General features: G+C 72.1%; 12 protein-coding genes. 7 read left to right on the forward strand and 5 right to left on the reverse strand.

Going from position 1 to position 14,536, the window contains the following annotated elements; translation table 11 throughout:
- The first annotated feature begins 193 nt into the window (after positions 1-193).
- The 3 genes from AC0682_RS22615 to ybaK are packed head-to-tail and all read left to right on the forward strand — an operon-like array spanning position 194 to position 2,519.
- The gene (locus AC0682_RS22615) at positions 194-1,234 is read left to right on the forward strand and encodes a hypothetical protein (protein ID WP_478534836.1); all 1,041 of its coding nucleotides are present in this window, start codon (positions 194-196) and stop codon (positions 1,232-1,234) included.
- A gap of 5 nt (positions 1,235-1,239) precedes the next feature.
- Entirely contained in the window at positions 1,240-2,004 is a 765-nt protein-coding gene (locus AC0682_RS22620; protein ID WP_478534837.1) for an LON peptidase substrate-binding domain-containing protein, read from the forward strand.
- A 17-nt stretch (positions 2,005-2,021) separates the two neighbouring features.
- Complete coding sequence (ybaK, locus tag AC0682_RS22625; RefSeq protein WP_478534838.1) at positions 2,022-2,519, forward strand: Cys-tRNA(Pro) deacylase; 498 nt, start codon at positions 2,022-2,024, stop codon at positions 2,517-2,519.
- A gap of 128 nt (positions 2,520-2,647) precedes the next feature.
- Here ybaK and AC0682_RS22630 read toward each other — a convergent pair whose 3' ends face one another.
- From AC0682_RS22630 to AC0682_RS22645, 4 genes are all read right to left on the reverse strand, one after another.
- On the reverse strand, positions 2,648-3,412 hold the full coding sequence (locus tag AC0682_RS22630) for an ABC transporter permease (protein ID WP_478534839.1): 765 nt from the start codon (positions 3,410-3,412) through the stop codon (positions 2,648-2,650).
- A 73-nt stretch (positions 3,413-3,485) separates the two neighbouring features.
- Complete coding sequence (locus AC0682_RS22635) at positions 3,486-4,331, reverse strand: ABC transporter permease (RefSeq protein ID WP_478534840.1); 846 nt, start codon at positions 4,329-4,331, stop codon at positions 3,486-3,488.
- 136 nt (positions 4,332-4,467) lie between these two features.
- Positions 4,468-5,451: an ABC transporter ATP-binding protein gene (locus tag AC0682_RS22640; RefSeq protein ID WP_478534868.1), complete on the reverse strand. Its 984-nt coding sequence runs from the start codon at positions 5,449-5,451 to the stop codon at positions 4,468-4,470.
- A 209-nt stretch (positions 5,452-5,660) separates the two neighbouring features.
- Positions 5,661-6,914 carry an NYN domain-containing protein gene (locus tag AC0682_RS22645; protein WP_478534841.1) on the reverse strand — a complete coding sequence of 418 codons (1,254 nt, stop codon included), beginning with the start codon at positions 6,912-6,914 and terminating at the stop codon, positions 5,661-5,663.
- A gap of 293 nt (positions 6,915-7,207) precedes the next feature.
- On the opposite strand from AC0682_RS22645, the gene AC0682_RS22650 reads away from it, so the two are divergent.
- Positions 7,208-7,387 (forward strand): hypothetical protein, encoded by a 180-nt coding sequence (locus AC0682_RS22650; RefSeq protein WP_128838397.1) that lies wholly within the window; start codon positions 7,208-7,210, stop codon positions 7,385-7,387.
- Positions 7,388-7,543: 156 nt separating this feature from the next.
- On the opposite strand, the gene dnaE is transcribed toward AC0682_RS22650, so the two are convergent.
- On the reverse strand, positions 7,544-11,080 hold the full coding sequence (gene dnaE, locus AC0682_RS22655; protein ID WP_478534842.1) for a DNA polymerase III subunit alpha: 3,537 nt from the start codon (positions 11,078-11,080) through the stop codon (positions 7,544-7,546).
- Positions 11,081-11,283: 203 nt separating this feature from the next.
- Here dnaE and AC0682_RS22660 point away from each other — a divergent pair, with 203 nt between their 5' ends.
- From AC0682_RS22660 to AC0682_RS22670, 3 genes are all read left to right on the forward strand, one after another.
- Entirely contained in the window at positions 11,284-12,609 is a 1,326-nt protein-coding gene (locus AC0682_RS22660) for a DUF2252 domain-containing protein (protein ID WP_478534843.1), read from the forward strand.
- Positions 12,610-12,746: 137 nt separating this feature from the next.
- On the forward strand, positions 12,747-13,475 hold the full coding sequence (locus AC0682_RS22665) for a hypothetical protein (protein WP_478534844.1): 729 nt from the start codon (positions 12,747-12,749) through the stop codon (positions 13,473-13,475).
- A 63-nt stretch (positions 13,476-13,538) separates the two neighbouring features.
- On the forward strand, positions 13,539-14,354 hold the full coding sequence (locus AC0682_RS22670; protein ID WP_478534845.1) for a DsbA family protein: 816 nt from the start codon (positions 13,539-13,541) through the stop codon (positions 14,352-14,354).
- Positions 14,355-14,536 lie beyond the last annotated feature (182 nt).

Raw genomic sequence — 14,536 nt, forward strand, 5'->3', positions numbered from 1 at the left:
GGGCGGCCGGGACCGGGGTGCCCGAGGGGTTCGAAACGGCGGCGCCCACGGCACCGCGGTGACGTCCGGGTCACATTCCGGCCACTCCACCCCCTTTCCTTTGCCTTTTCTTGACCCGCCTCGGTACAACCCATCCACTCGGCACAGAAGCTTCACAGTGCCCCCCTGGCGCGGCTCTCACCAGCGCTTTTCAATGGTCTGCACCATGGCCTTCCTTCGCGCTCTCATCAGCACCGCGCGGATGCTCCGGCACAGCCCTCCGCTGTCGGCCGGACTGCCCGCGGATGACGCCGTGCTGCTCGACGCCCCCGACGAGCGGCTCTCCCCGGCGCTGGTGGCGGCCGCCCTCGGCGACCACGAACCGGCCGCCGAACTCCTCGCCACCACGCGGGACGCCGCCGACTGGGAGAACCGCGACCGCTATCTGGGTCGGCTCACCACCTTCGCCCGCCACCGGGACGGCTGGCTCACCGACTGGCTGGCCGCTGCCCCGCGCGACCCCGACGCCCTGCTGGTCAAAGCGGAGCTGGCGGTGCGGCGCGCCTGGGAGTCGCCCGCCCGCGCCGAGCGGCTCCACGAGGTCGGCCCGCTGATCACCGCCGCCGCCGAGGCGGACCCGCGCGATCCGGTGCCCTGGCGGCTCGCCCTGGACCATGCCCGGGGCAGCCACGCCACGCACACCGCCTTCGAATCGCTGTGGGAGCAGGCGGTACGGCGCTCCGCGCACCACTACGGCTGCCATGTGGCGGCGCTCCGCTATCTCTCCGCCGCCTGGTACGGCTCGCACCGCGAGTGCTTCGACTTCGCCGAGGGGGCCGCCGAGGACGCCCTGCCCGACTCCCTGGTGCAGGCCCTCCCGGTGCGGGCGGCCTTCGCCCTGCTCCTGGACACCCAGGCGCTCGGCCGGGCCACCTCCGTACTGGAGGAGCGGATCGACGCGGCGGCGGACACCGCCATCCGGCTGTCGGCCGCCTACCGGCCCGGCGACCCCTGGCCCGCCGAGGTCCGCAACCTCCTCACCTACGTGCTCCTCGCCCGAGGCCGCTGGGCCGAGGCACTCGACCAGTTCACGCTGATCGGGCAGCACGCGACGTCGTTCCCCTGGTCCTCCGTCTCCGACGACGCCCTGGGCCGGTTCCTCGACGCGCGGGACGGCGCACGGCTCCAGGTGGCCTCCGCGACCCCCTTGCGCGGGCGGGCCGGCCGAGGACGGCCGCGCGGCCATTACGCTTGAGCGTTGTGACCACCGCCCGCCTTCCCCTTTTCCCGCTCAACGTGGTGCTGTTCCCCGGCCTCGTCCTGCCGCTCAACGTCTTCGAGGAGCGGTATCGCGCCATGATGCGGGAGCTGCTCAAGAGCGACGAGGACGAACCTCGCCGCTTCGTCGTGGTCGCCGTCCGCGACGGCCGCGAGACCGCCGTGACGGGCACCGGCATGCCGGATCCCGTCGCCTCCCCGCCCCCCGCCGAGCGCGCCCCCTCCGACGGCTTCGGCCCCGATCCGATCCAGACCTTCCACCGGGTCGGCTGTGTGGCCGACGCGGCGACCATCCGCGAGCGCGCGGACGGCAGCTTCGAGGTCCTGGCCACCGGCACCACCCGGGTGCGGCTGCTCTCCGTCGACACGAGCGGCCCGTACCTGACCGCCGAGGTCGAGGAGGTGGCCGAGGAGCCGCCCGCGGAGGGCGAGGCCGACGAGGCAGGTGCGCTCGCGGAGGGCGTCCTGCGGGCGTTCCGCGCCTACCAGAAGCGGCTGGCCGGGGCGAGCGAACGCTCGCTCTCCACCGGCTCCGACCTGCCCGACGACCCGTCCGTCGTCTCCTACCTGGTCGCGGCGGCCACCGTCCTGGACACCCCCACCAAACAGCGCCTCCTCCAGGCCCCGGACACCGCGACCCGGCTGCGCGAGGAGCTGGCGCTGCTGCGGCGGGAGACCGCGGTCATCCGCCACCTGCCGTCGCTGCCCGCAGCCGACCTGACCCGCGCCCCGACGCACCCCAACTGAACAAGGAATCACCACCGGTGGCGAAGAAGCCGAAAAGACAGTCGGGCGGCACCCCCGCCACGGTCGCCCTGACCGCGGCGGGCACCGCCTTCACGGTCCACGCCTACGACCACGACCCCGCCTCCCCCTCCTACGGCGAGGAGGCCGCCGAGGCCCTGGGCGTCTCCCCCGACCGGGTCTTCAAAACCCTGGTCGCCGACGTCGACGGCGAACTGACGGTCGCGGTCGTCCCGGTCGCCGGCTCCCTGGACCTCAAGGCCCTGGCCGCCGCGGTGGGCGGTAAGCGCGCCACGATGGCGGACCCGGCGGCGGCGGAGCGCACCACGGGCTACGTCCGCGGCGGCATCTCCCCCCTGGGCCAGCGCAAACGCCTCCGCACGGTCCTGGACGCCTCGGCCCGCGCCCACGCCACGATCTGCGTGTCGGCGGGGCGGCGAGGGCTGGAGGTGGAGCTGTCGGCGGAGGACTTGGCGGGGCTGACGGGGGCGGTGTTCGCGGAGATCGGCCGGGCCTGAAACTCCGGCCCGCCCGGCGCTGGAGGGCGTCTTCCAGCCCCGCTGTCGCTTGAGGCGCGGGGCAGCGCCCCGGTTTCGGCAAGGGGCGGGCAGGGGAACAGCCGCCGCGGACGCCCCCACCCGCGCCGCTACGACGCCCCCGAGCCCCCCGCCGGAGCCCCGGGCCCAGGCTCGGGCCCGGCAGTCGGCTTCGGGGCCGCCGGGTCCTCCCCCGGCCCCCCGTAGTACGAGGCCCACCCCTCCCCCGCCCACTCCGGCTCAGGTTCCCGCGGCCCGAACGCGGCCGTCAGCAGCAGATGCAGGCCGAGCGCCACGAACGGCCACACCAGCACCGCCACCACCACCGCATGCAGCTCCAGCGGCGCGTCGAAGACGACCCCCTTGCCGACCTCCTGCGCCCGGGCCACCACGTCGGAGGACGGCCCCAGCCAGCCCCCCACCCGCCAGGCGACCAGCGAGCCCAGCACCCCGCCCAGCGCGAGACCCGCCACCACGAGGGTGCCACCGCGCCGCAGCCGCCAGAAGACCGCCGCCGCCGAGAGCACACCGAACCCGGCCGCCAGCAGGACAAACGTTCCGTCGGCCCCGATCGCCTCTTCGCCCTCGCTGTTCTCCAGGAACACGGCACTGCCGTCGGAGACCAGCGGAACCCGGGGTGCGAGCCACAGCCACAACAGTCCGAGCGCGACACCGGCGAGCGCCGCGAGCGCGACGACCACCGCGGCCTGACGAAGCTCCGTCGCCGTGTCCGGGTCGTCGGGCGAACCGTGGGCGAGCGCGTCGGTCGCGGGCGCGGGATGGGAGCCCGAGGGCGGGGTCTGCCACGGATCGTGGGGGTTCGGCCGGTGAGGCGGCGTCAGAGGTGCGGTCACCGTGCCATCGTGCCAGGCCACCCTGTGCGGCGCCTCACCGGATGCCGCACGCGTACAGCAGGTGCGCCCGCACATCCCACGGACGGACCGCCCCCTACCGGACGGCCGCCCGCCGGTACGCCCACGTGGCCACCGCCAGCGACAGCACCCCCACCGCCGCGCAGATCGCGAGGAAGAAGCCGATCAGCCCCCAGTCCGGAGCCGCGTCGAAGGAGCGGGCCAGCGCCTCCACGCCGTACGTGGAGGGCAGCAGGTCGCGTGCCCAGCTCACCGGCCCCGGCAGCCGGTCGGCCGGCAGGACCCCCAGGAGCAGGGCGGCGGACATCCCCAGCTGCCCCAGCAGCGTCGCCAGCTCGGGGCGCGGGGCCAGCAGCCCGAGGGCCGCGCCAAGACCGGCCAGCGCGGCACCGGAGAGCGGGATGACGGCGACCAGGACCCACAGATGGGTCATCGGGAGCTGGAAGAGCACACTGCCGGTGATCGCCGTGAAGACCGTGCCGGGCACGGTGAACGAGGCGTACGCGGCCGCCGCCCCCAGCACCACCGCGGCCGGCGGCACCGGCAGGGTGGCGTAGTGGTCGAGCCCGCCGCCCGCCCGGAGCTGGCCGAAGTACTGGGCGAGGAGGTTGAGCGCGACGAACGCCACCACCAGCACACTGGAGCCGGCGACCACCGCACGCGCCTCGGCTCCGCCGTCCACGACCCCCCTCATCAGGACCATGATCCCGACGGACTGGAAGGTGGCCACGAAGAGCAGCGGGATCCGGGCGACCCGCGCCCGGGAGAGCTGGGCCCGGTAGACGGCGGCCAGCGAGGGCAGCAGCCGGGCCCGGGGGGCGAGCGGGGCGGGCACGGTCCGCCCGGCGGAGTCGGGGCCGAAGGGACGGGGCCGGGAACGGACGCGCGAGGGTGTGGTCCGGGCCGGAACGATGCTGGTCACCTGAGGCCGCTCCCCCTACACCCGTCCAGTACAGGCACCGCGCCCACCACGTCCCGTCCGTACGGCACGTCACGTACGTCGCGTACGTACGGCGTCCGCGCGGCGTTCAGCACCCGCGCCCCGCGTCCATGGATCCTCACGCCTTCACCAGCCCCTTGGTCGCATTGGCCGCGTCTCCCCCGAGCGCCAGGTACACATCTTCCAGGCTGGGGGTGGCCAGGGTGAAATCGTCGAGCGCGGCGAAGGCCGCGCCGCCCGTCACCGCGGCGACCGCGGCCCGGGCCTCGTCGGGGCCGAGCCGCAGCACCCAGCGCCGCCCGGACTCCTGGGCCAGCGGGCGCAGCGCCGCGACCTCGGGAACCTCCAGCGGGGCCCGCTCGCGCCACATCAGCTCGACGCGGACCTCGCCCGCCACCGTCTCCTTGAGCCCGGAGGGGGTGTCGCAGGCGATGACCCGGCCGCGCTCCAGGACGGCGACCCGGTCGAGGACGGTCTCGGCCTCGATGACGTTGTGGGTGACCAGCAGGACGGTGGCGCCGCGCTCGGCCCGGCGGCGGTCGACGGCGGCCCAGACGGCCCGCCGGGCCACCGGGTCCATCCCGGTCGTGGGCTCGTCCAGGACCAGCACGGGCCGCTCTCCGACGAGCGCGGCGGCGAAGCAGGCGAGCCGGCGCTGACCGCCGGAGAGCTTCTTGAGCGGCCGCCCCGCCAGCTCGGTGAGGCCGAGCTCTTCCAGCACGGCGTCGCGTTCGGCACGCGCCTCGCGGACCTGGAGCCCGCGCAGCCGTCCGGTGGTCTCGGCGGCCAGGGAGACCGTCAGCTCGTCCAGGGCGGTGGACTCCTGCCCCAGGTAGCCGATCAGCCGGGAGGCCCGCTCGGGGTGGCGCACGAGATCGTGGCCGAGGACCTCGACCGAGCCGGAGTCGGGGCGCATCAGTCCGGTGAGCTGGCGGACCAGGGTGGACTTGCCGGCGCCGTTGGGGCCGAGCAGCCCGAAGATCTCGCCGCGCTCGACATCGAGGCTGATCCCGTCGGTGGCCCGCACCTCGGGGGTGGCGGGGGTGCCACGGCGGCCCCGGGCGGCGGGATAGGTCTTGACGAGGTCACGCACCGCGCACACGGTGCCGGTGTCGCTCTGCGCCTGTGCTGTGCCCGTACTCACGAGGTACGAGGGTACGGGGTCACATGCCCCGGTTCGCGTCCGGGGCCCCACGCGTCGCACGGGCCGCGCGCCCGCCTGCCCGCGACCTCCGTACACCCCTGCTCGCGGTCTCCGTACGCCCCTGCTCACAGCCCCGCTCGCCCTCCCCGTACGCGGACACGGTCCGGCTACTCGCCCGCCGGCACGTGCTCCGCCGCCGCGCGCACGTCGATCTCGCGCCAGAACCCCGCCCTGATCGCGTAGCGGTCGTGCTCGTCGATCTGGTCGTCCTTGTGGGCGAGGAGCCCGAAGCGGGCCGCGTACCGCAGGAGTTCGCCGTCGATGCGGTGCGGGATGCGCGGGTACATGGTGGACAGCTTCTGGAGGTGGACGGTCTCCGGGAGGCGCTCCATCCAGCGGCGGGCGAAGACCTGGCCCACCTCGAAGGGGTCGCCGCCCACGGTCGTGATGTCCTCCTCCCGGTCCGCCCAGCGCTGCTCGGCGCTGGTGAGCTGGGCGAGGGTGGGCAGGGACGCGGTCTCGGCGGGTTCGCCGAGGGGGCCCCCGCGCTCGACCCACCCCTTGTCGGAGGACCAGCGCAGGGTGGCGTTGGCGGGCTGGGCCGACCGGTCGGGGTGGGCGTTGTGGGCGCGGAGCGCGGCCAGGTCCTTGGGGGTGGGGACGGCCTTGTGGCCGGGGGCGGGCGGGGCCGGGGCGGGGCCGGACTCCGCGGGCTCGGCCGATCCGGTGCGGGCGGCGGCGGCCTGGGCGGCCTCGGAGGCCCGCTCGGCGGAGGCGGCGAGAGCGGCCTCGGGCAGCGGTGCGGAGAGGATGGCGGCGATCTCGGGGCGCGGGGCGGGCGGCGGGGCGCAGCTGAGGCCGGTGTCCTTGGCACGGACGGCCTTGGTGATCCAGGCACGGTCGAGGACCCGTCGCTCGTCGGCCTCCGCGACCAGGTCCTCGGACTGGTTGTAGTCGCCGTCGGCGGCCTGGACGGCCCAGAGGTGGACGGCCACACCGTGCTCCTTGGCGGACATGAGCCCGGGCAGCAGATCGCCGTCCCCGGTCACCAGGACCACGTCGGAACAGGCCCGGTTCCTGGCCAGCTCGGTCAGCTCGGCGTGCATGGCGGCGTCCACGCCCTTCTGCGCCCAGCGCCCGTCGCTGCGGGTCAGGGCTCCCAGCCGTACGGTCACACGGGGCATCACCCGGAGCCTGCGGTGCTCCGGCTGGGGCACCCGGTCGGGGGCCCCGTCGAACCAGTAGATCCGCAGCAGCGGCTGCTGGGTGTCGGCCTCGGCGCGCTCGCGCAGCCCGAGGATGAGGGCCGCGTGGTCGACGGTGATGCGGGACCGCGCGGGCTCCCCGGCCAGCAGACTCGCGGCTGCGCCCAGCAAGTAGCCGGCGTCCACCAGGACGACGCAACGGTCCACGCGTTCCACCCTCTTCCAGGAGTTCGGGAACGGTTCAGCGGCGCCCGCCCCTCGGTGACCGGGTCCGCTTACCCAGGGTTTCCTTCGAGTCTGCCCGACTGCGCAGGGGTTGACGGCCGGAACTGGATCATCGGCGTGGCGAATCGTGAAAGTGCTGGAGGACGTCTCGGGGCGGGCGGCGGGAAGCGGCCCACCGCGCATACCACTACGCACGGTAATGATCCAACATGCACGGTTTATGGGGCTATGTGAGGCTGACAGCGGTCCTGGACAGCCAGGATTCCCCACAGGAGGCATTCACCATGGCCAAGAACAAGAACCGCAAGCAGGGCAGCCAGCACGATCGCGCGTCCGCCTCGGAGCGCAGTGCCGAGCAGGCGAAGTCGACGGCCTACGAGTCGCAGACCCAGTCGCAGACCCAGGCCCAGGGCAGCCCGTCCGACGTGGCGCGCAAGCACCAGCGGCGCTTCGGCCACAACTGAGGCGCACGGCTGAGGCGCACCACTGACGCGCACATCCGGGGCGCCCGCCCGAGGCGCGCCCCCGATGCGTCGGCCGCTCGCGGTCGTGAGTACGAGAGGGGCGTCCCGCACCGGCGGGACGCCCCTCTCGTTCGTACGCGATGGCGAAGGCGCGGCTCAGCCGGCCAGGCAGGACGGGCCGAGCAGCACCTTCAGGTCACCGAAGAGGGCCGGGTCGGGCTTGACCCGGTGGCGGTCGAGCCGGAGCACGGTGGTCTTGCGGGGGCCCTGGAGCTTGATGCGTACCTCGGTGTCGCCCCGGTGGTGGCTGAGCACCTCGCCGAGACGGGTGACCATGGGCGGGGTGATCTTCACCGTGGGGATGGTGAGGACGACCGGTGCGTTGGTCCCGGCGTTGGAGATGTCGGGGACCTGCATCTCCATGGCGACCAGCCGGGGCACGTCCTCGCGCTTGTCGAGCCGTCCCTTGACGAAGACGACGGTGTCCTCGACGAGCTGGGTGGAGACCAGCTGGTAGGTGGCGGGGAAGAACATGCACTCGATGGAGCCCGCCAGGTCCTCCACGGTGGCGATGGCCCAGGCGTTGCCCTGCTTGGTCATCTTGCGCTGGAGGCCGGAGATGATGCCGCCGACGGTGACGACGGAGCCGTCCGCGTAGTCCCCGCCGGTGAGCTGGGAGATCGAGGCGTCGGCCTTGTCGGAGAGGACGTGCTCCAGTCCGAAGAGCGGGTGGTCGGAGACGTACAGGCCGAGCATCTCCCGCTCCTGGGCGAGCAGGTAGGACTTCTCCCACTCGACGTCGGAGAACTCCACGTCGAGCCCGAACCCCGGCTCGTCGCTCGTCTCCTCCCCGCCGCCGAAGAGGTCGAACTGCCCCTCGGCCTCCTTGCGCTTGACCTGCACCACGTTGTCGATCATCGGCTCGTGGTGGGCGACGAGCCCCTTGCGGGTGTGGCCCATCTCGTCGAAGGCGCCGGCCTTGATCAGCGACTCGACGGTCCGCTTGTTGCAGACGACCGCCTCGACCTTGTCCAGGAAGTCGGGGAAGGAGCTGTACTTCCCCTTGGCCTTGCGGCAGCGGATGATCGAGTCCACGACGTTCTGGCCGACGTTGCGGACGGCGGTCAGGCCGAAGAGGATCACGTCGTCGCCCTGGGCCGCGAAGTTGGAGAGCGACTCGTTGACGTTGGGCGGGAGCACCTTGATGCCCATGCGGCGGCACTCGTTGAGGTAGACCGCGGACTTGTCCTTGTCGTCCTTGACCGAGGTCAGCAGCGCGGCCATGTACTCGGCGGGGTAGTTCGCCTTGAGGTAGGCCGTCCAGTAGGTGACCAGGCCGTACGCCGAGGAGTGCGCCTTGTTGAACGCGTACCCCGCGAACGGCACCAGGACGTCCCACAGCGCCTTGATCGCCTCGTCGGAGAAGCCCTTCTCCTTGGCGCCCTTCTCGAAGAGGACGAAGTTCTTCGCCAGCTCCTCGGGCTTCTTCTTGCCCATCACGCGGCGCAGGATGTCGGCCTCGCCGAGGGAGTACCCGGCGACGATCTGGGCGGCCTTCTGGACCTGCTCCTGGTAGACGATCAGGCCGTAGGTGAGGCCGAGGACCTCCTTGAGGGGCTCCTCCAGCTCCGGGTGGATCGGGGTGATCTCCTGGCGGCCGTTCTTGCGCTCCGCGTAGTTCGTGTGCGAGTTCATCCCCATCGGGCCCGGCCGGTAGAGGGCCGAGACGGCGGAGATGTCCTCGAAGTTGTCGGGCTGCATCTGGCGGAGCAGGGAGCGCATCGGCCCGCCGTCGAACTGGAAGACGCCGAGCGTGTCACCGCGGCAGAGCAGTTCGTAGGTCTTGGGGTCGTCCAGCGGGAGGGAGAGCATCTCCAGGTCGATGCCCTTGTTGGACTTCACCATCTTGATGGCGTCGTCCATGATCGTCAGGTTGCGCAGGCCGAGGAAGTCCATCTTCAGCAGGCCGAGCGACTCGCACTGCGGGTAGTCCCACTGCGTGATGGTGACGCCGTCGGTGTGCCGGACCCAGACCGGGGCGTGGTCGACGATCGGTTCGCTGGACATGATGACGCCGGCGGCGTGGACGCCCATCTGGCGGACCAGGCCCTCGACGCCCTTGGCGGTGTCGATGACCTTCTTGACGTCCGGCTCGTTCTCGTACATCCCCCGGATCTCGCCCGCCTCGCTGTAGCGCGGGTGCTTGGGGTTGGTGATGCCGTCGAGGTCGATGCCCTTGCCGAGGACGTCGGCGGGCATGGCCTTGGTGAGGCGGTCGCCCATGGCGTACGGGTAGCCCAGCACGCGGGCCGAGTCCTTGATGGCGTTCTTCGCCTTGATCTTGCCGTAGGTGCCGATCATGGCGACCTTGTCGGCGCCGTACTTCTCGGTCACGTACCGGATCACCTCGACGCGCCGGCGCTCGTCGAAGTCGATGTCGACATCGGGCATCGAGACGCGCTCGGGGTTGAGGAACCGCTCGAAGATCAGCCCGTGCTCGATCGGGTCGAGGTCGGTGATGCCCATCGCGTACGCCACGATCGACCCGGCCGCCGACCCACGGCCGGGGCCGACCGCGATGCCGTTGTTCTTGGCCCACATGATGAAGTCGGCGACGACCAGGAAGTACCCCGGGAACCCCATCTGGATGATGATGTCCATCTCGTACTCGACCTGCTTCTGCCGGTCCTCGGGAACGCCCGCCGGGAAGCGGCGCTTCATCCCGTTGCGGACCTCCTCCTGGAACCAGGTGATCTCCGTGAAGCCGTCCGGGATCTCGAACTTCGGCATGAGGTTCTTCGCCTCGAACATGCCGGCGGTGTCGATCTGCTGGGCGACCAGGAGGGTGTTGGCACACCCTTCCTGCCAGGCGTCGGAGGAGTCGATGGCGTACATCTCGTCCGTCGTCTTCAGGTAGTAGCCGGTGCCGTCGAAGCGGAAGCGGTCCGGGTCGGAGAGGTTCTTGCCGGTCTGGATGCAGAGCAGGGCGTCGTGGGCGGTGGCCTCGTGCGCGTACGTGTAGTGGGAGTCGTTGGTGACCAGCGGCGGGATGTTCAGCTTCCTGCCGATCTCCAGCAGCCCGTCACGGACCCGGCGCTCGATCTCGATGCCGTGGTCCATCAGCTCCAGGAAGTACCTGCCCTCTCCGAAGATGTCCTTGTAGTCGGAGGCCGCCTGGACCGCCTCGTCGAACTGTCCGAGCCGCAGCCGGGTCTGGACCTCGCCGGAGGGGCAGCCGGTGGAGGCGATGAGCCCCTCGGACCACTGGGAGATGGTCTCCTTGTCCATCCGGGGCCACTTCTGGAGCCAGCCCTCGGCGTACGCGTCCGAGGAGAGCCGGAAGAGGTTGTGCAGCCCGGTCTTGTTCGCCGCCCAGATCGTCTTGTGGGTGTAACCACCGGAACCGGACACGTCGTCGCGCTTCTGGTGCGGCTGCCCCCACTGCACCTTGCGCTTGTGCTTGCGCGACTCGGGGGCCACGTACGCCTCGATGCCGATGATCGGCGTGACGTTCGCCTTCTTGGCCGAGTGGAAGAAGTCGTAGGCCCCGTGCAGGTTGCCGTGGTCGGTCATCGCGATGTGCGTCATGCCCATCTCGTTGGCCGCCTCGAACATGTCCTTGAGCCGCGCCGCACCGTCCAGCAGCGAGTACTGGGTGTGCACGTGCAGGTGCGTGAAGGGCGGCTTGGTCACGGCGTCGGGCCTCCGGGAAGTCGGGCGATGACGGACGGGGGGACAGCGTGGAAGTCTACGACGTGGCGGAGTCGAACGGCGGGCACTCCCGGCTCTCCCCGGGCGTTGGAGAGGGCAGGGCGCGTGTCCGTTTTGTCATGCACTCAGTCACGCGGACCGGGGTCCGGGGCAGGCACGCCAACGACAGCAGGAGGCAGCAAGCGATGTCGGAAACGCAGACCGGCGCGGCGCGGCGCGGGGAGCAGATCCTCGCCGTTCTCGACACCGCCTTCGGGGAGCTGCTGGCCGCCGATCCGGCCGCCTTCCGGGTCAAGTACCGCAAGATGGCGGGCTCGGCCTTCGCCTTCTACCGGGGCACGGCCTGCCTGTTCTACACCGACCTGGAGCGTGAGCAGCGCGGCGGCCCGTATCTGGACGAGCGCACCGGCCGGGTCTGGATCCACGGCGATCTGCACGCGGAGAACTTCGGCACCTCCATGGACGCCAACGGCCGCCTCGTCTTCAACGTCAACGACTTCGACGAGGCGTACGTGGGCCCCTTCACCTGGGACCTGAAGCGGTTCGCCGCCTCCCTGGCCCTGATCGGCTACGCCAAGGCCCTGGCCGACGAGCAGATCACCGACCTGGTCCGGATCTTCGCCGCGGCCTACCGCGAGCGCGTCCACGCGCTGGCGACGGGCGCGAAGAACGACGAGGTGCCGCCCTTCACCCTGGACACGGCCCAGGGCCCGCTGCTGGACGCGCTGCGGGCCGCCCGCTCGCTGACGCGGTTCTCGCTGCTGGACTCGATGACGGTGATCCGGGACTTCGAGCGCCGGTTCGCGGACGGCGGCGGTGCGATCGACCTGGACGCCGCCACGCGCTACAAGGTGCTGGCCGCCTTCGACGGCTATCTGGAGACGCTGCCTGAGTCGAGCCTGGCCCGCCCCGACTCCTACCGGGTCAAGGACGTGGTGGGCCGCCGGGGCATCGGCATCGGATCGGCCGGGCTCCCCTCGTACAACATCCTCCTGGAGGGCAACAGCGACGCCCTGGAGAACGACGTGGTGATCTACCTCAAGCAGGCGCAGGTCCCGGCGGTCTCCCGGCACATCACGGACGCCGCCGTGCGGGACTACTTCCAGCACGAGGGGCACCGCACGGTGATCTCCCAGCGCGCGCTCCAGGCCCACGCGGACCCGTGGCTGGGCTGGACCGAGCTGGACGGCGCCGGACAGCTGGTCGCCGAGGTCTCGCCGTACGCGGTCGATCTGGACTGGTCGGAGATCGACGAGGTGGACGAGATCGCGGCGGTCGTGGCGGATCTGGGCCGGGCCACGGCCACGATGCACGCGGCGGCGGACGACGAGAGCGGCCACTCGCTGGTGCCGTTCTCCACGGAGCGGGCGATCGACGCGGCCATCGCGGCCGACGAGGAGGGGTTCGGGGAGCTGCTGGTCGACTTCGCCCACAGCTACGGGGCGCGGGCCCGGGCGGACCACCAGATCTTCGTGGACCTCTTCCGCAACGGCCTGATCCCGGGGCTGTAGCGGTCCGGGGCCGCAGGGGCCCCGGCAGCGCACGTGCGGGCGGGGCCGTGCGCTGCCGGGGGCGTGACCTCCTGGGGCTGTGACTCTCAGCGCCTTTTAAGCTCCGCTCACCTCACCCCATGACACACTTTCCGGCGATGGACATCTCAGGGACGCAGTTCAGGGGGGCGCGCGCGGCGCTTTTCGCCGCGCTCGTCGTCACCCTGTCCACGGCATCCCATGTGCTGCTCTCCGGGGCGCCGCTGCCGCTGGTCGCGGTCGGGCTGCTCGCCGCCGCCGTCTTCGCCCTGGCGTACGCGCTGGCCGGCCGGGAGCGCGGCTTCGGCGCCATCGCGGGGCTGCTCGTCCCGCTGGAGCTGGCGGCCGACACCTTCTTCACCGCCGGACAGCACCTCTGCTACGGGGCTGCCGGCGGCCCCATCGCGGGCCCGCTGCGCTCGGTGGGCCTCGACGTGCTCTGCGGGGGCGGCGAGGTCGGTGCGACCGGGGCCAGGCTCGCGGGGGTCGGCGCGGTGGGCACCCCGCTCGCCGGGGTGACCGGTGCGGGCGACCGCGCGGCGGCCCTGCTGGCGCAGCCCGGCCCCGCCGTGCCATGGCTGCTGCTCACCGCCCATGTGGCCGTCGGGCTGCTCGCCGCCGCCTGGCTGCGGCGCGGCGAGGCGGCGCTGGCGGGGCTGCTGCGCACGGCGGCCCTGGTGGCGTTCCGCCCGCTGCTCACCGCGGTCGCCGTGGTGCGCGGGATCGTCCGGACCGCCTCCCGGCTCCCCGGGGCGACCGGGCGCGTGCACACGCCCTCCCCGGCCCGCTTCCTCGTGCACTCCGTGGGACGCAGGGGCCCGCCGCTCACCGCGCAGGCCGCCGCCTGAGGGCGGGCCTGCCGACGCCGAGCAGCACCCTTCCACTCCCCACGTACGCATGGAGACATCATCATGAGCAAGCGCAACACCCAGGCGAACAAGGCAGCGGCCCGTGAGCGGCTGCGCGCCGAGCGCGAGGCCCAGGCCAAGAAGGACAAGACGCGCAAGCAGCTCGTCGTGGCCCTCTCGGTGGTCGCGGCCATCGCCGTCGTCGGCGGCATCAGCTACGGCGTGATGCAGTTGAACAAGCCGTCCGCCTGGGAGGCCGCCGCCGACGCGAAGAACGTCAGCGTGCCGAAGAACGCCTCCGGCGAGAACGGCACCGAGGTGGTGATCGGCAAGGCCGACGCGAAGAAGACCCTGGAGCTGTACGAGGACTCCCGCTGCCCGGTCTGCGCCACGTTCGAGCAGGGTGTGGGCGAGACGCTTCACAAGGACGTCGAGGCGGGCAAGTACAAGGTCAAGTACGTCGGCGCGACGTTCATCGACAACACCGACAACGGTGAGGGCTCCAAGAACGCCCTGAGCGCGCTCGGCGCCGCGCTGAACGTGAGCCCCGAGGCGTTCATGGAGTACAAGGCCGCGCTGTACTCGGCGGAGTTCCACCCGGAGGAGCGCGACGACAAGTTCGCCAAGGACAGCTATCTGATCAAGGTCGCGGACTCGGTGGACGCGCTGAAGGGCAACAAGGCCTTCCAGAAGGACGTCGAGGACGGCACGTACGACGCCTGGGCGATGAAGATGTCCGAGGCGTTCAACAAGAGCGGTGTGCAGGGCACGCCGACGCTGAAGATGGACGGTGAGAAGGTCACCAGCGAGGGCAGCGACAACGCCCCGATGACGGCCACCGACTTCACCGCCGCGGTGGACAAGGCCCTGAAGGGCTGACGCCTCTCCGGGGCGCCCGGGCGGCCCCCGGCTGCCCGGCGGTGCCCGGCTGCCCGGCGGTCCCCGGCTGCCCTGCGGTCCCCGGCTGCCCTGCGGTCCCGGGCGGCCGAGCGGTCCCCGACCGGCGGGCCACCCCCCCGGCGACGGCTTCCCGACGGGCGGGCGAACTTCCTCTGTTCGCT

This window comes from Streptomyces sp. NPDC043746 (assembly GCF_056436485.1).